Source organism: Klebsiella michiganensis, from assembly GCA_000963575.1.
In the GTDB taxonomy this organism is placed as follows: Bacteria; Pseudomonadota; Gammaproteobacteria; order Enterobacterales; family Enterobacteriaceae; genus Cedecea; species Cedecea michiganensis_A.
This window is the reverse complement of the sequence record CP011077.1, coordinates 4659925-4673417: the sequence shown is the minus strand read 5'-3', so window position 1 is coordinate 4673417 and position 13493 is coordinate 4659925. Positions and strand designations below refer to the sequence as shown.

Here is a 13493-nt window from a genome sequence, read left to right as displayed (position 1 = left end):
TTTCAACCCATATGACTTGCAAGCTGGGCTGAAACCCGTATAATGCGCGGGCTGTCTTTATAGACAGCTGGTTCAATATGAACCCTGATAGCAGTCCGTTGAAGAAATTCAGTTGCTATCAAACAATGTCCCCAATTGGGGGACTATGTATGAACGATTACACTCCCCCATCAATCGTAATGGGTGCGAGTAGTAATTTTTTTCGTCTATAAAATAATTGGAGCTCTGGTCTCATGCAGAACCAAAGAATCCGTATCCGCCTTAAAGCGTTTGATCATCGTCTGATCGATCAATCAACTGCGGAAATCGTCGAGACTGCTAAGCGCACTGGTGCGCAAGTCCGTGGTCCGATCCCGCTGCCGACCCGCAAAGAGCGCTTTACCGTTCTGATCTCCCCGCACGTCAACAAAGACGCGCGTGATCAGTACGAGATCCGCACTCACAAGCGTCTGGTTGACATCGTTGAGCCAACTGAGAAAACCGTTGATGCTCTGATGCGTCTGGATCTGGCTGCCGGTGTAGACGTGCAGATCAGCCTGGGTTAATCAGGTCATTGACGATTGAGAGGTTGAAACAATGATTGGTTTAGTCGGTAAAAAAGTGGGTATGACCCGTATCTTCACTGAAGACGGCGTTTCTATCCCAGTAACCGTAATCGAAGTAGAAGCAAACCGTGTTACTCAGGTTAAAGACCTGGCTAACGACGGCTACCGTGCTGTTCAGGTGACCACTGGTGCTAAAAAAGCTAACCGTGTAACCAAGCCGGAAGCTGGTCACTTCGCTAAAGCTGGCGTTGAAGCTGGCCGTGGTCTGTGGGAATTCCGTCTTGCTGAAGGCGAAGAGTTCACCGTAGGTCAGGACATTAGCGTTGAACTGTTTGCTGATGTTAAAAAAGTTGACGTAACCGGTACCTCTAAAGGTAAAGGTTTCGCAGGTACCGTTAAGCGCTGGAACTTCCGTACCCAGGACGCTACCCACGGTAACTCCTTGTCTCACCGCGTTCCGGGTTCTATCGGTCAGAACCAGACTCCGGGCAAAGTGTTCAAAGGCAAGAAAATGGCAGGCCAGCTGGGTAACGAACGTGTCACTGTTCAGAGCCTGGACGTAGTACGTGTTGACGCTGAGCGCAACCTGCTGCTGGTGAAAGGTGCGGTCCCGGGTGCAACCGGTAGCGACCTGATCGTTAAACCAGCTGTGAAGGCGTAAGGGGATAGCAATGGAATTAGTACTGAAAGACGCGCAGAGCGCGCTGACTGTTTCCGAAACTACCTTCGGTCGTGATTTCAACGAAGCGCTGGTACACCAGGTTGTTGTTGCTTATGCAGCAGGCGCCCGTCAGGGTACTCGTGCTCAGAAAACCCGTGCTGAAATCACTGGTTCCGGCAAAAAGCCGTGGCGCCAGAAAGGTACCGGCCGTGCGCGTTCTGGTTCTATCAAGAGCCCGATCTGGCGTTCCGGTGGCGTAACCTTCGCTGCTCGCCCGCAGGACCACAGTCAAAAAGTTAACAAAAAGATGTACCGCGGCGCGCTGAAAAGCATCCTGTCCGAACTGGTACGTCAGGATCGTCTGATCGTTGTTGAGCAGTTCTCTGTTGAAGCACCGAAAACCAAGCTGCTTGCTCAGAAACTGAAAGATATGGCTCTGGAAGATGTGCTGATCGTGACCGGTGAACTGGATGAGAATCTGTTCCTGGCTGCTCGTAACCTGCATAAGGTTGACGTGCGCGATGTAGCTGCAATCGATCCAGTTAGCCTGATCGCCTTCGACAAAGTCGTTATGACTGCGGAAGCAGTTAAGCAAGTTGAGGAGATGCTGGCATGATCCGTGAAGAACGTCTGCTGAAAGTACTGCGCGCGCCGCACGTATCTGAAAAAGCGTCTACCGCGATGGAAAAAACCAACACCATCGTACTCAAAGTTGCGACTGACGCGACCAAAGCAGAGATCGTTGCTGCTGTACAGAAGCTGTTCGAAGTTGAAGTTAAAGACGTTAACACCCTGGTAGTTAAAGGGAAAACTAAACGTCACGGACAGCGTGTTGGTCGTCGTAGCGACTGGAAAAAAGCTTACGTCACCCTGAAGGAAGGCCAGAATCTGGACTTCGTCGGCGGCGCTGAGTAAGTCGGAGGAGAAAGACAATGGCAGTTGTTAAATGTAAACCGACATCTCCGGGTCGTCGCCACGTAGTTAAAGTGGTTAACCCTGAGCTGCACAAGGGCAAGCCTTTTGCTCCGTTGCTGGAAAAAAACAGCAAATCCGGTGGCCGTAACAACAATGGTCGTATCACTACCCGTCATATCGGTGGTGGTCACAAGCAGGCATACCGTATTGTTGACTTCAAACGCAACAAAGATGGTATCCCGGCAGTTGTTGAACGTCTTGAGTACGATCCGAACCGTTCCGCGAATATCGCGCTGGTTCTGTACAAAGATGGCGAGCGCCGTTACATCCTGGCCCCTAAAGGCCTGAAAGCTGGCGACCAGATTCAGTCTGGCGTTGATGCTGCAATCAAAGCGGGTAACACCCTGCCGATGCGCAATATCCCGGTTGGTTCTACCGTTCATAACGTAGAAATGAAACCAGGTAAAGGCGGTCAGCTGGCTCGTTCCGCTGGTACCTACGTGCAGATCGTTGCTCGTGATGGTGCTTACGTTACCCTGCGCCTGCGCTCCGGTGAAATGCGTAAAGTCGAAGCTGACTGCCGCGCTACCCTGGGTGAAGTTGGCAACGCTGAGCATATGCTGCGCGTTCTGGGTAAAGCAGGTGCTGCTCGCTGGCGTGGTGTTCGTCCTACCGTTCGCGGTACCGCGATGAACCCAGTCGATCACCCACATGGTGGTGGTGAAGGTCGTAACTTTGGTAAGCACCCGGTATCTCCGTGGGGCGTTCAGACCAAAGGTAAGAAGACCCGCAGCAACAAGCGTACTGATAAATTTATCGTACGTCGCCGTAGCAAATAATTTTAGAGGATAAGCCATGCCACGTTCTCTCAAGAAAGGTCCTTTTATTGACCTGCACTTGCTGAAGAAGGTAGAGAAAGCGGTGGAAAGCGGTGACAAGAAGCCCCTGCGCACTTGGTCCCGTCGTTCAACGATCTTTCCTAACATGATCGGTTTGACCATCGCTGTCCATAATGGTCGTCAGCACGTTCCAGTCTTTGTTTCCGACGAAATGGTCGGTCACAAACTGGGTGAATTCGCACCGACTCGTACTTATCGCGGCCACGCTGCTGATAAAAAAGCGAAGAAGAAATAAGGTAGGAGGAAGAGATGGAAACTTTAGCTCAACATCGCCATGCTCGTTCTTCTGCTCAGAAGGTTCGCCTTGTTGCTGACCTGATTCGCGGTAAGAAAGTGTCGCAGGCTCTGGATATTCTGACCTACACCAATAAGAAAGCGGCTGTATTGGTTAAGAAAGTACTGGAATCTGCCATTGCTAACGCTGAACACAACGATGGCGCTGACATTGACGATCTGAAAGTCGCGAAAATCTTCGTAGACGAAGGCCCTAGCATGAAGCGCATTATGCCTCGTGCAAAAGGTCGTGCAGATCGCATCCTGAAGCGCACCAGCCACATTACTGTGGTTGTGTCCGATCGCTGAGACTCTGGAGACTAGCAATGGGTCAGAAAGTACATCCTAATGGTATTCGCCTGGGTATTGTAAAACCATGGAACTCAACCTGGTTTGCGAACACCAAAGAATTCGCTGACAACCTGGACAGCGATTTTAAAGTACGTCAGTACCTGACTAAGGAACTGGCTAAGGCGTCTGTATCTCGTATCGTTATCGAGCGTCCTGCTAAGAGCATCCGTGTGACCATTCACACCGCTCGCCCAGGTATCGTTATCGGTAAGAAAGGTGAAGACGTAGAAAAACTGCGCAAGGTCGTAGCGGATATCGCTGGCGTTCCTGCACAGATCAATATCGCCGAAGTTCGTAAACCTGAACTGGACGCAAAACTGGTTGCTGACAGCATCACTTCTCAGCTGGAACGTCGTGTTATGTTCCGTCGTGCTATGAAGCGTGCTGTACAGAACGCAATGCGTCTGGGCGCTAAAGGTATCAAAGTTGAAGTTAGCGGCCGTCTGGGCGGTGCTGAGATCGCACGTACCGAATGGTACCGTGAAGGTCGCGTGCCGTTGCACACTCTGCGTGCTGACATCGACTACAACACCTCTGAAGCGCACACCACTTATGGTGTAATCGGCGTTAAGGTATGGATCTTCAAAGGTGAGATCCTGGGTGGTATGGCTGCTGTTGAACAACCGGAACCGGCTGCTCAACCTAAAAAGCAGCAGCGTAAAGGCCGTAAGTAAGGAGAGTCGCTGATGTTACAACCAAAGCGTACAAAATTCCGTAAAGTGCACAAAGGCCGCAACCGTGGTCTCGCGCAGGGTACGGATGTTAGCTTCGGCACTTTCGGTCTGAAAGCTGTTGGCCGTGGTCGTCTGACTGCCCGTCAGATCGAAGCAGCACGTCGTGCAATGACCCGTGCAGTTAAGCGTCAGGGTAAGATCTGGATCCGTGTATTCCCGGACAAACCGATCACCGAAAAGCCGCTTGAAGTGCGTATGGGTAAAGGTAAAGGTAACGTGGAGTATTGGGTTGCCTTGATCCAGCCAGGCAAAGTCCTGTATGAAATGGACGGCGTACCTGAAGAGCTGGCCCGTGAAGCCTTCAAGCTGGCAGCAGCAAAACTGCCTATCAAAACCACCTTTGTAACTAAGACGGTGATGTAATGAAAGCAAAAGAGCTGCGTGAAAAGAGCGTCGAAGAGCTGAACACCGAGCTGCTGAACCTGCTGCGTGAGCAGTTCAACCTGCGCATGCAGGCCGCAAGTGGCCAGCTGCAACAGACTCACCTGCTGAAGCAGGTTCGTCGTGATGTTGCACGTGTTAAGACTTTACTGACTCAGAAGGCGGGTGCGTAATGACCGATAAAATCCGTACTCTGCAAGGTCGCGTTGTCAGCGACAAAATGGAGAAATCCATTGTTGTTGCCATCGAACGTGTTGTGAAGCACCCGATCTACGGGAAATTCATCAAGCGTACGACCAAACTGCACGTACATGACGAGAACAACGAATGCGGTATCGGTGACGTGGTTGAAATCCGCGAATGCCGTCCGCTGTCCAAGACTAAGTCCTGGACGCTGGTTCGCGTTGTAGAGAAAGCGGTTCTGTAATACAGTACCCGTTCTCAAACAAATAAACGGCTCAGCGATGAGCCGTTTATTTTTTCTACCCATATCTTGGAACCGGTGTTATAATGCCGCGCCCTCGTTTATGGGGCTTTTTAACGACCTGAATTCCAGGTCCCGAAGTAGTAGTTGACATTAGCGGAGCACTGAAATGATCCAAGAACAGACTATGCTGACCGTGGCCGACAACTCCGGCGCGCGTCGCGTAATGTGTATCAAGGTTCTGGGTGGCTCGCACCGTCGCTACGCAGGCGTCGGCGACATCATCAAAATTACCATCAAGGAAGCAATTCCTCGCGGTAAGGTGAAGAAAGGCGATGTGCTGAAAGCGGTAGTGGTGCGCACCAAGAAGGGTGTTCGTCGCCCGGACGGTTCTGTCATTCGCTTCGATGGCAATGCATGCGTTATTTTAAACAATAACAGCGAGCAGCCAATCGGCACGCGTATTTTTGGGCCGGTAACTCGTGAACTGCGTAATGAGAAGTTCATGAAAATTATCTCTCTGGCACCAGAAGTACTCTAAGGAGCGAATCATGGCAGCGAAAATCCGTCGTGATGACGAAGTTATCGTGTTAACCGGTAAAGATAAAGGTAAGCGCGGTAAAGTAAAAAATGTCCTGTCTACCGGCAAGGTCATTGTTGAAGGTATCAACCTGGTTAAAAAACATCAGAAGCCGGTTCCGGCCCTGAACCAACCAGGCGGCATCGTTGAAAAAGAAGCTGCAATTCAGGTTTCTAACGTTGCTATCTTCAATGCGGCAACCGGCAAGGCTGACCGTGTAGGCTTTAGATTCGAAGACGGCAAAAAAGTCCGTTTCTTCAAGTCTAACAGCGAAACTATCAAGTAATTTGGAGTAGTACGATGGCGAAACTGCATGATTACTACAAAGACGAAGTAGTTAAGAAACTCATGACTGAGTTTAACTACAATTCTGTCATGCAAGTCCCTCGGGTCGAGAAGATCACCCTGAACATGGGTGTTGGTGAAGCGATCGCTGACAAGAAACTGCTGGATAACGCAGCAGCTGACCTGACAGCAATCTCCGGTCAAAAGCCGTTGATCACCAAAGCACGCAAATCAGTTGCAGGCTTCAAAATCCGTCAGGGCTATCCGATCGGCTGTAAAGTAACTCTGCGTGGCGAACGCATGTGGGAGTTCCTTGAGCGTCTGATCACTATTGCTGTACCTCGTATCCGTGACTTCCGTGGCTTGTCCGCTAAGTCTTTCGACGGTCGTGGTAACTACAGCATGGGTGTCCGTGAGCAGATCATCTTCCCAGAAATCGATTACGACAAAGTCGATCGCGTTCGTGGTTTGGATATTACCATTACCACTACTGCGAAATCTGATGATGAAGGCCGTGCTCTGCTGGCTGCCTTTGACTTCCCGTTCCGCAAGTAAGGTAGGGTTACTTCATGGCTAAGCAATCAATGAAAGCACGCGAAGTAAAGCGCGTTGCTTTGGCTGAAAAATTCTTCGCTAAACGCGCAGAACTGAAAGCTATCATTTCTGATGTGAACGCGACCGACGAAGACCGTTGGAACGCTGTTCTCAAGCTGCAAACTCTGCCGCGTGATTCCAGCCCGTCCCGTCAGCGTAAACGCTGCCGCCAGACTGGTCGTCCACATGGTTATGTGGGCAAGTTCGGGTTGAGCCGTATCAAGCTGCGTGAAGCCGCCATGCGCGGTGAAGTACCTGGCTTGAAAAAGGCTAGCTGGTAATTGTCACCAATTGAATCACGGGAGTAGAGACAGATGAGCATGCAAGATCCGATCGCGGATATGCTGACCCGTATCCGTAACGGTCAGGCCGCGAACAAAGTTGCGGTCACCATGCCTTCCTCCAAGCTGAAAGTGGCAATCGCCAACGTGCTGAAGGAAGAAGGTTATATTGAAGAATTTAAAATTGAAGGCGACATCAAGCCTGAACTGGAACTGACTCTTAAGTATTTCCAGGGCAAGGCTGTGGTAGAGAGCATTCAGCGAGTCAGCCGCCCAGGCCTGCGCATCTATAAGAAAAAAGATGAGCTGCCTAAAGTTATGGCCGGCATGGGTATTGCTGTCGTTTCTACCTCTAAAGGTGTTATGACTGATCGTGCAGCGCGCCAGGCTGGTCTTGGTGGCGAAATTATCTGCTACGTAGCGTAATTGGAGGAATAAAATGTCTCGTGTTGCTAAAGCACCGGTCGTTGTTCCTGCAGGCGTAGAGGTAAAACTCAACGGTCAGGTTATTTCGATCAAAGGTAAAAACGGCGAGCTGACTCGTACTATCAACGATGCTGTTGAAGTTAAACACGCTGATAATGCTCTGACTTTCGCTCCGCGCGAAGGCTTTGCAAACGCGTGGGCCCAAGCGGGTACCACTCGTGCGCTGTTGAACGCAATGGTTGTCGGTGTTACCGAAGGCTTCACTAAGAAGCTGCAGCTGGTTGGTGTAGGTTATCGTGCAGCCGTTAAAGGCGACGTGGTGAATTTAGCCCTGGGCTTCTCTCACCCTGTTGAGCATAAGCTGCCGGCAGGTATCACTGCTGAATGTCCGACTCAAACTGAAATCGTGCTGAAAGGCGCTGATAAGCAGGTGATCGGTCAGGTTGCAGCTGATCTGCGCGCCTACCGTCGTCCTGAGCCTTACAAAGGCAAGGGTGTTCGTTACGCCGACGAAGTCGTGCGTACCAAAGAGGCTAAGAAGAAGTAAGGTAACACTATGGATAAGAAATCTGCTCGTATCCGTCGTGCGACCCGCGCACGTCACAAGCTCAAAGAGCTGGGCGCAACTCGCCTGGTGGTACATCGTACCCCGCGTCATATTTACGCACAGGTAATTGCACCAAATGGTTCTGAAGTTCTGGTAGCTGCATCTACTGTAGAAAAAGCTATCACTGAGCAACTGAAGTACACTGGGAACAAAGACGCCGCTGCAGCTGTAGGTAAAGCTGTTGCTGAGCGCGCACTGGAAAAAGGCATCACCGTTGTTGCTTTTGACCGTGCTGGTTTCCAATATCATGGTCGTGTCCAGGCACTGGCAGATGCTGCCCGTGAAGCTGGCCTTCAGTTCTAAGGTAGAGGTGTAAGATGTCTCACATCGAAAAACAAGCTGGCGAACTGCAGGAAAAGCTGATCGCGGTAAATCGCGTATCTAAAACCGTTAAAGGCGGTCGTATTTTCTCCTTCACTGCTCTGACAGTGGTAGGCGACGGTAACGGTCGTATTGGTTTTGGTTACGGTAAAGCGCGTGAAGTTCCAGCAGCGATCCAGAAAGCGATGGAAAAAGCCCGTCGCAACATGATTAACGTCGCGCTGAACAGCGGCACCCTGCAGCACCCTGTTAAAGGTGTGCACACAGGTTCCCGTGTGTTCATGCAGCCGGCTTCCGAAGGTACCGGTATCATCGCCGGTGGTGCAATGCGCGCCGTCCTGGAAGTCGCTGGTGTTCATAACGTACTGGCTAAAGCGTATGGTTCCACTAACCCGATTAACGTGGTTCGTGCAACTATCGATGGCCTGGCGAATATGAAGTCTCCAGAAATGGTCGCTGCCAAGCGTGGTAAATCCGTTGAAGAAATTCTGGGGTAATTGACCATGGCAAAGACTATTAAAATCACTCAAACCCGCAGTGCAATCGGTCGTCTGCCGAAACACAAGGCAACGCTGCTTGGCCTGGGTCTGCGTCGTATTGGCCACACCGTAGAGCGCGAGGATACTCCTGCTGTACGTGGTATGGTCAACGCGGTTTCCTACATGGTTAAAGTTGAGGAGTAAGAGATGCGTTTAAATACTCTGTCTCCGGCCGAAGGGTCTAAGCACGCTTCTAAGCGTCTGGGTCGTGGTATCGGTTCTGGCCTCGGTAAAACCGGCGGTCGTGGTCACAAAGGTCAGAACTCTCGTTCTGGTGGTGGCGTACGTCGTGGTTTCGAAGGTGGTCAGATGCCGTTGTACCGTCGTCTGCCGAAATTCGGTTTCACCTCTCGCAAAGCAATGATCACGGCAGAAGTTCGTCTGTCCGATCTGGCGAAAGTTGAAGGCGACGTAGTTGACCTGAACACGCTGAAAGCAGCAAACATTATCGGTATTCAGATCGAGTTCGCGAAAGTGATCCTGTCTGGTGAGGTAACTCGTCCGGTAACTGTTAGCGGCCTGCGTGTGACCAAAGGCGCTCGTGCTGCTATCGAAGCTGCTGGCGGTAAAATCGAGGAATAAGTAGCAGATGGCAAAACAACCGGGATTAGATTTTCAAAGTGCTAAAGGCGGCCTCGGCGAGCTGAAACGCAGACTGATGTTTGTTATCGGTGCGCTGATTGTGTTTCGTATTGGCTCTTTTATTCCGATCCCTGGTATTGATGCCGCTGTACTTGCCAAACTGCTTGAGCAACAGCGAGGCACCATCATTGAAATGTTCAACATGTTCTCTGGTGGTGCTCTCAGCCGTGCTTCTATCTTCGCGCTGGGTATCATGCCGTACATTTCGGCATCGATCATCATTCAGCTGCTCACCGTGGTTCATCCCGCGCTGGCAGAGCTGAAGAAAGAAGGGGAGTCTGGTCGTCGTAAGATCAGCCAGTACACCCGTTACGGCACTCTGGTGCTGGCAATATTTCAGTCAATCGGTATTGCTACCGGTTTACCGAATATGCCTGGTATGCAGGGCCTGGTGTTAAACCCAGGCTTTGCATTCTATTTCACCGCTGTTGTAAGCCTTGTCACCGGGACTATGTTCCTGATGTGGCTGGGTGAACAGATTACTGAACGTGGTATCGGTAACGGTATCTCAATCATAATCTTCGCGGGTATTGTTGCGGGTCTTCCGCCGGCCATTGGCCATACCATCGAGCAAGCAAGGCAAGGCGACCTGCACTTCCTCCTGTTGCTGTTGGTTGCAGTATTAGTATTTGCAGTGACCTTCTTCGTTGTTTTTGTTGAGCGTGGCCAGCGCCGCATTGTGGTCAACTACGCTAAACGTCAACAGGGTCGTCGTGTCTATGCTGCGCAGAGCACACATTTACCGCTGAAAGTGAACATGGCCGGGGTTATCCCTGCGATCTTCGCCTCCAGTATTATTCTGTTCCCGGCGACCATCGCGTCATGGTTCGGGGGCGGTACCGGTTGGAACTGGCTGACAACAATTTCGCTGTATTTGCAGCCTGGGCAACCGCTTTATGTGTTACTCTATGCGTCTGCAATCATCTTCTTCTGTTTCTTCTACACGGCGTTGGTTTTCAACCCGCGTGAAACAGCAGATAACCTGAAGAAGTCCGGTGCATTTGTACCAGGAATTCGTCCGGGAGAACAAACGGCGAAGTATATCGATAAAGTAATGACCCGCCTGACTCTGGTTGGTGCGTTGTACATTACCTTTATCTGCCTAATCCCGGAGTTCATGCGCGATGCAATGAAAGTGCCGTTCTACTTCGGTGGGACCTCACTGCTGATCGTTGTTGTCGTTATCATGGACTTTATGGCTCAAGTGCAAACTCTGATGATGTCAAGTCAGTACGAGTCTGCATTGAAGAAAGCGAACCTGAAAGGCTACGGCCGTTAATCGTCGCTTGAGAAGTTACGGAGAGTAAAAATGAAAGTTCGTGCTTCCGTCAAGAAATTATGTCGTAACTGCAAAATCGTTAAGCGTGACGGTGTTATTCGCGTGATTTGCAGCGTAGAGCCGAAGCATAAACAGCGTCAAGGCTGATTATCTCGCATATTTTTCTTGCAAAGTTGGGTTGAGCTGGCTAGATTAGCCAGCCAATCTTTTGTATGTCTATGCGTTTCCATTTGAGTATCCTGAAAACGGGCTTTTCGGCATGGGACGCATAATCTAAATAGTAGGAGTGCATAGTGGCCCGTATAGCAGGCATTAACATTCCTGATCAAAAACACGCCGTGATCGCGTTAACCTCGATCTACGGTGTCGGCAAGACTCGCTCCAAGGCCATTTGCGCTGCGGCGGGTATCGCTGAAGATGTTAAGATCAGTGAGCTGTCTGAAGAACAAATCGACACGCTGCGTGACGAAGTTGCCAAATTTGTCGTTGAAGGTGATCTGCGCCGTGAAGTGAGCATGAGCATCAAGCGTCTGATGGACCTTGGTTGCTATCGCGGTTTGCGTCATCGTCGTGGTCTGCCAGTGCGCGGTCAGCGTACTAAGACCAACGCACGTACCCGTAAGGGTCCGCGCAAACCGATCAAGAAATAATCGGGGTGATTGAATAATGGCAAAGGCACCAATTCGTGCACGTAAACGTGTAAGAAAAACAGTCTCTGACGGCGTGGCTCATGTCCATGCTTCTTTCAACAACACCATCGTTACTATTACCGATCGTCAGGGTAATGCGTTGGGTTGGGCAACTGCCGGTGGTTCCGGTTTCCGTGGTTCTCGCAAATCCACTCCGTTTGCAGCTCAGGTTGCAGCAGAGCGTTGCGCAGAAGCCGTGAAAGAATACGGTATCAAGAACCTGGAAGTTATGGTTAAGGGTCCTGGCCCAGGCCGCGAATCAACTATTCGTGCTCTGAACGCCGCTGGTTTCCGCATCACTAATATTACTGATGTGACTCCAATCCCTCATAACGGTTGTCGTCCGCCGAAAAAACGTCGCGTATAACGCGTCCGTTTTCTAGGATTGTTGGAGAAAGAAAATGGCAAGATATTTGGGTCCTAAGCTCAAGCTGAGCCGTCGTGAGGGCACCGACTTATTCCTTAAGTCTGGCGTTCGCGCGATCGATACCAAGTGTAAAATTGAACAAGCTCCTGGCCAGCACGGTGCGCGTAAACCGCGTCTGTCTGACTATGGTGTGCAGTTGCGTGAAAAGCAGAAAGTTCGCCGTATCTACGGTGTGCTGGAGCGTCAGTTCCGTAACTATTATAAAGAAGCAGCTCGTCTGAAAGGCAACACCGGTGAAAACCTGTTGGCTCTGCTGGAAGGCCGTCTGGACAACGTTGTTTACCGTATGGGCTTCGGCGCTACTCGTGCAGAAGCACGTCAGCTGGTTAGCCACAAAGCTATTATGGTAAATGGTCGCGTTGTTAACATCGCTTCTTATCAGGTAACTCCGAATGACGTAGTCAGCATCCGTGAGAAAGCCAAAAAGCAATCTCGCGTTAAGGCCGCTCTGGAGCTGGCTGAGCAGCGTGAAAAGCCAACCTGGCTGGAAGTTGATGCTGCCAAGATGGAAGGTGTGTTCAAGCGTAAGCCTGAGCGTACAGATCTGTCTGCGGACATTAACGAACACCTGATCGTCGAGCTTTACTCCAAGTAAAGCTTAGTACCAAAGAGAGGACACAATGCAGGGTTCTGTGACAGAGTTTCTAAAACCACGCCTGGTAGATATCGAGCAAGTGAGTTCGACGCACGCCAAGGTGACCCTTGAGCCGTTAGAGCGTGGCTTTGGCCATACTCTTGGTAACGCACTGCGCCGTATTCTGCTTTCATCGATGCCGGGTTGCGCGGTGACTGAGGTTGAGATTGATGGTGTACTGCACGAGTACAGCACCAAAGAAGGCGTTCAGGAAGATATCCTGGAAATCCTGCTCAACCTGAAAGGGCTGGCGGTAAGAGTTCAAGGTAAAGATGAAGTTATTCTTACCCTGAATAAATCTGGCATTGGCCCTGTGACCGCAGCCGATATCACCCATGATGGTGATGTCGAAATCGTCAAGCCGCAGCATGTGATCTGCCACCTGACCGATGAGAACGCCGCTATTAGCATGCGTATCAAAGTTCAGCGCGGTCGCGGTTATGTGCCGGCTTCTACCCGAATTCATTCGGAAGAAGATGAGCGCCCAATCGGCCGTCTGCTGGTCGACGCCTGCTACAGCCCTGTAGAGCGTATTGCCTACAATGTTGAAGCTGCGCGTGTAGAACAGCGTACCGACCTGGACAAGCTGGTCATCGAAATGGAAACCAACGGCACAATCGATCCTGAAGAGGCGATTCGTCGTGCGGCGACCATTCTGGCAGAACAACTTGAAGCTTTCGTTGACCTACGTGATGTTCGTCAGCCGGAAGTTAAAGAAGAGAAACCAGAATTCGATCCGATCTTGCTGCGCCCTGTTGACGATCTGGAATTGACTGTCCGCTCTGCTAACTGCCTCAAGGCAGAAGCTATCCACTATATCGGTGATCTGGTACAGCGTACCGAGGTTGAGCTGCTCAAAACGCCTAACCTGGGTAAAAAATCTCTTACTGAGATTAAAGACGTGCTGGCTTCTCGTGGTTTGTCTCTGGGCATGCGCCTGGAAAACTGGCCACCAGCAAGCATTGCTGACGAGTAACCGGATCACAGGTTAAGGTTTTACTGAGAA

Annotated in this window: 27 protein-coding genes; all 27 read left to right on the top strand. The window is 50.8% G+C overall.

Annotated features, from left to right (window positions below; all coding sequences use genetic code 11):
- Positions 1-233: 233 nt before the first annotated feature.
- The 27 genes from rpsJ (at position 234) to VW41_21620 (ending at position 13463) form a co-directional block, all read left to right on the top strand.
- Positions 234-545, top strand: coding sequence for a 30S ribosomal protein S10 (rpsJ, locus tag VW41_21750; protein ID AJZ91454.1), 312 nt, complete (start codon positions 234-236; stop codon positions 543-545).
- A 31-nt stretch (positions 546-576) separates the two neighbouring features.
- On the top strand, positions 577-1206 hold the full coding sequence (locus tag VW41_21745; GenBank protein ID AJZ91453.1) for a 50S ribosomal protein L3: 630 nt from the start codon (positions 577-579) through the stop codon (positions 1204-1206).
- A gap of 10 nt (positions 1207-1216) precedes the next feature.
- Positions 1217-1822, top strand: coding sequence for a 50S ribosomal protein L4 (rplD, locus tag VW41_21740; protein ID AJZ91452.1), 606 nt, complete (start codon positions 1217-1219; stop codon positions 1820-1822).
- Positions 1819-2121 (top strand): 50S ribosomal protein L23, encoded by a 303-nt coding sequence (gene rplW, locus VW41_21735; GenBank protein ID AJZ91451.1) that lies wholly within the window; start codon positions 1819-1821, stop codon positions 2119-2121. The genes rplD and rplW overlap by 4 nt, the downstream gene beginning before the upstream one ends.
- A 17-nt stretch (positions 2122-2138) precedes the next feature.
- On the top strand, positions 2139-2960 hold the full coding sequence (locus VW41_21730; GenBank protein AJZ91450.1) for a 50S ribosomal protein L2: 822 nt from the start codon (positions 2139-2141) through the stop codon (positions 2958-2960).
- A 16-nt stretch (positions 2961-2976) separates the two neighbouring features.
- Entirely contained in the window at positions 2977-3255 is a 279-nt protein-coding gene (locus VW41_21725) for a 30S ribosomal protein S19 (GenBank protein ID AJZ91449.1), read from the top strand.
- A gap of 14 nt (positions 3256-3269) precedes the next feature.
- On the top strand, positions 3270-3602 hold the full coding sequence (locus VW41_21720; GenBank protein ID AJZ91448.1) for a 50S ribosomal protein L22: 333 nt from the start codon (positions 3270-3272) through the stop codon (positions 3600-3602).
- Between the two features lie 17 nt (positions 3603-3619).
- Complete coding sequence (locus VW41_21715; GenBank protein AJZ91447.1) at positions 3620-4318, top strand: 30S ribosomal protein S3; 699 nt, start codon at positions 3620-3622, stop codon at positions 4316-4318.
- 12 nt (positions 4319-4330) lie between these two features.
- Positions 4331-4741, top strand: coding sequence for a 50S ribosomal protein L16 (locus VW41_21710; protein ID AJZ91446.1), 411 nt, complete (start codon positions 4331-4333; stop codon positions 4739-4741).
- On the top strand, positions 4741-4932 hold the full coding sequence (locus VW41_21705) for a 50S ribosomal protein L29 (GenBank protein ID AJZ91445.1): 192 nt from the start codon (positions 4741-4743) through the stop codon (positions 4930-4932). Before VW41_21710 ends, VW41_21705 begins: the two co-directional genes overlap by 1 nt.
- On the top strand, positions 4932-5186 hold the full coding sequence (locus tag VW41_21700) for a 30S ribosomal protein S17 (GenBank protein AJZ91444.1): 255 nt from the start codon (positions 4932-4934) through the stop codon (positions 5184-5186). The genes VW41_21705 and VW41_21700 overlap by 1 nt, the downstream gene beginning before the upstream one ends.
- A gap of 166 nt (positions 5187-5352) precedes the next feature.
- Positions 5353-5724, top strand: a complete 372-nt coding sequence (locus tag VW41_21695) for a 50S ribosomal protein L14 (protein ID AJZ91443.1) — start codon at positions 5353-5355, stop codon at positions 5722-5724.
- Positions 5725-5734: 10 nt separating this feature from the next.
- Entirely contained in the window at positions 5735-6049 is a 315-nt protein-coding gene (rplX, locus tag VW41_21690) for a 50S ribosomal protein L24 (protein AJZ91442.1), read from the top strand.
- Between the two features lie 14 nt (positions 6050-6063).
- Complete coding sequence (locus tag VW41_21685) at positions 6064-6603, top strand: 50S ribosomal protein L5 (GenBank protein AJZ91441.1); 540 nt, start codon at positions 6064-6066, stop codon at positions 6601-6603.
- 14 nt (positions 6604-6617) lie between these two features.
- A complete protein-coding gene (rpsN, locus tag VW41_21680) occupies positions 6618-6923 on the top strand; it encodes a 30S ribosomal protein S14 (GenBank protein AJZ91440.1) in 306 nt (101 codons plus the stop codon).
- 33 nt (positions 6924-6956) lie between these two features.
- Positions 6957-7349 carry a 30S ribosomal protein S8 gene (locus VW41_21675; GenBank protein AJZ91439.1) on the top strand — a complete coding sequence of 131 codons (393 nt, stop codon included), beginning with the start codon at positions 6957-6959 and terminating at the stop codon, positions 7347-7349.
- 13 nt (positions 7350-7362) lie between these two features.
- Positions 7363-7896 (top strand): 50S ribosomal protein L6, encoded by a 534-nt coding sequence (locus VW41_21670; protein AJZ91438.1) that lies wholly within the window; start codon positions 7363-7365, stop codon positions 7894-7896.
- 9 nt (positions 7897-7905) lie between these two features.
- Positions 7906-8259: a 50S ribosomal protein L18 gene (locus VW41_21665; protein AJZ91437.1), complete on the top strand. Its 354-nt coding sequence runs from the start codon at positions 7906-7908 to the stop codon at positions 8257-8259.
- Positions 8260-8273: 14 nt separating this feature from the next.
- The gene (locus VW41_21660) at positions 8274-8774 is read left to right on the top strand and encodes a 30S ribosomal protein S5 (GenBank protein AJZ91436.1); all 501 of its coding nucleotides are present in this window, start codon (positions 8274-8276) and stop codon (positions 8772-8774) included.
- 6 nt (positions 8775-8780) lie between these two features.
- Positions 8781-8960 carry a 50S ribosomal protein L30 gene (gene rpmD, locus VW41_21655; protein AJZ91435.1) on the top strand — a complete coding sequence of 60 codons (180 nt, stop codon included), beginning with the start codon at positions 8781-8783 and terminating at the stop codon, positions 8958-8960.
- Between the two features lie 3 nt (positions 8961-8963).
- On the top strand, positions 8964-9398 hold the full coding sequence (locus tag VW41_21650) for a 50S ribosomal protein L15 (protein AJZ91434.1): 435 nt from the start codon (positions 8964-8966) through the stop codon (positions 9396-9398).
- Positions 9399-9405: 7 nt separating this feature from the next.
- Complete coding sequence (secY, locus tag VW41_21645; GenBank protein ID AJZ91433.1) at positions 9406-10737, top strand: preprotein translocase subunit SecY; 1332 nt, start codon at positions 9406-9408, stop codon at positions 10735-10737.
- Between the two features lie 30 nt (positions 10738-10767).
- Positions 10768-10884, top strand: a complete 117-nt coding sequence (locus VW41_21640) for a 50S ribosomal protein L36 (GenBank protein AJZ91432.1) — start codon at positions 10768-10770, stop codon at positions 10882-10884.
- A 146-nt stretch (positions 10885-11030) separates the two neighbouring features.
- Positions 11031-11387 (top strand): 30S ribosomal protein S13, encoded by a 357-nt coding sequence (locus tag VW41_21635; GenBank protein AJZ91431.1) that lies wholly within the window; start codon positions 11031-11033, stop codon positions 11385-11387.
- A gap of 16 nt (positions 11388-11403) precedes the next feature.
- Positions 11404-11793 (top strand): 30S ribosomal protein S11, encoded by a 390-nt coding sequence (locus tag VW41_21630; GenBank protein ID AJZ91430.1) that lies wholly within the window; start codon positions 11404-11406, stop codon positions 11791-11793.
- A 34-nt stretch (positions 11794-11827) separates the two neighbouring features.
- A complete protein-coding gene (locus VW41_21625; GenBank protein ID AJZ91429.1) occupies positions 11828-12448 on the top strand; it encodes a 30S ribosomal protein S4 in 621 nt (206 codons plus the stop codon).
- 25 nt (positions 12449-12473) lie between these two features.
- Positions 12474-13463, top strand: coding sequence for a DNA-directed RNA polymerase subunit alpha (locus tag VW41_21620; GenBank protein AJZ91428.1), 990 nt, complete (start codon positions 12474-12476; stop codon positions 13461-13463).
- Positions 13464-13493: the final 30 nt, after the last annotated feature.

Coding starts and splice junctions, on each gene's coding strand:
- rpsJ (AJZ91454.1), top strand. CDS start 234: ATGCAGAACCAAAGAATCCGTATCCGCCTTAAAGCGTTTGATCATCGT.
- VW41_21745 (AJZ91453.1), top strand. CDS start 577: ATGATTGGTTTAGTCGGTAAAAAAGTGGGTATGACCCGTATCTTCACT.
- rplD (AJZ91452.1), top strand. CDS start 1,217: ATGGAATTAGTACTGAAAGACGCGCAGAGCGCGCTGACTGTTTCCGAA.
- rplW (AJZ91451.1), top strand. CDS start 1,819: ATGATCCGTGAAGAACGTCTGCTGAAAGTACTGCGCGCGCCGCACGTA.
- VW41_21730 (AJZ91450.1), top strand. CDS start 2,139: ATGGCAGTTGTTAAATGTAAACCGACATCTCCGGGTCGTCGCCACGTA.
- VW41_21725 (AJZ91449.1), top strand. CDS start 2,977: ATGCCACGTTCTCTCAAGAAAGGTCCTTTTATTGACCTGCACTTGCTG.
- VW41_21720 (AJZ91448.1), top strand. CDS start 3,270: ATGGAAACTTTAGCTCAACATCGCCATGCTCGTTCTTCTGCTCAGAAG.
- VW41_21715 (AJZ91447.1), top strand. CDS start 3,620: ATGGGTCAGAAAGTACATCCTAATGGTATTCGCCTGGGTATTGTAAAA.
- VW41_21710 (AJZ91446.1), top strand. CDS start 4,331: ATGTTACAACCAAAGCGTACAAAATTCCGTAAAGTGCACAAAGGCCGC.
- VW41_21705 (AJZ91445.1), top strand. CDS start 4,741: ATGAAAGCAAAAGAGCTGCGTGAAAAGAGCGTCGAAGAGCTGAACACC.
- VW41_21700 (AJZ91444.1), top strand. CDS start 4,932: ATGACCGATAAAATCCGTACTCTGCAAGGTCGCGTTGTCAGCGACAAA.
- VW41_21695 (AJZ91443.1), top strand. CDS start 5,353: ATGATCCAAGAACAGACTATGCTGACCGTGGCCGACAACTCCGGCGCG.
- rplX (AJZ91442.1), top strand. CDS start 5,735: ATGGCAGCGAAAATCCGTCGTGATGACGAAGTTATCGTGTTAACCGGT.
- VW41_21685 (AJZ91441.1), top strand. CDS start 6,064: ATGGCGAAACTGCATGATTACTACAAAGACGAAGTAGTTAAGAAACTC.
- rpsN (AJZ91440.1), top strand. CDS start 6,618: ATGGCTAAGCAATCAATGAAAGCACGCGAAGTAAAGCGCGTTGCTTTG.
- VW41_21675 (AJZ91439.1), top strand. CDS start 6,957: ATGAGCATGCAAGATCCGATCGCGGATATGCTGACCCGTATCCGTAAC.
- VW41_21670 (AJZ91438.1), top strand. CDS start 7,363: ATGTCTCGTGTTGCTAAAGCACCGGTCGTTGTTCCTGCAGGCGTAGAG.
- VW41_21665 (AJZ91437.1), top strand. CDS start 7,906: ATGGATAAGAAATCTGCTCGTATCCGTCGTGCGACCCGCGCACGTCAC.
- VW41_21660 (AJZ91436.1), top strand. CDS start 8,274: ATGTCTCACATCGAAAAACAAGCTGGCGAACTGCAGGAAAAGCTGATC.
- rpmD (AJZ91435.1), top strand. CDS start 8,781: ATGGCAAAGACTATTAAAATCACTCAAACCCGCAGTGCAATCGGTCGT.
- VW41_21650 (AJZ91434.1), top strand. CDS start 8,964: ATGCGTTTAAATACTCTGTCTCCGGCCGAAGGGTCTAAGCACGCTTCT.
- secY (AJZ91433.1), top strand. CDS start 9,406: ATGGCAAAACAACCGGGATTAGATTTTCAAAGTGCTAAAGGCGGCCTC.
- VW41_21640 (AJZ91432.1), top strand. CDS start 10,768: ATGAAAGTTCGTGCTTCCGTCAAGAAATTATGTCGTAACTGCAAAATC.
- VW41_21630 (AJZ91430.1), top strand. CDS start 11,404: ATGGCAAAGGCACCAATTCGTGCACGTAAACGTGTAAGAAAAACAGTC.
- VW41_21625 (AJZ91429.1), top strand. CDS start 11,828: ATGGCAAGATATTTGGGTCCTAAGCTCAAGCTGAGCCGTCGTGAGGGC.
- VW41_21620 (AJZ91428.1), top strand. CDS start 12,474: ATGCAGGGTTCTGTGACAGAGTTTCTAAAACCACGCCTGGTAGATATC.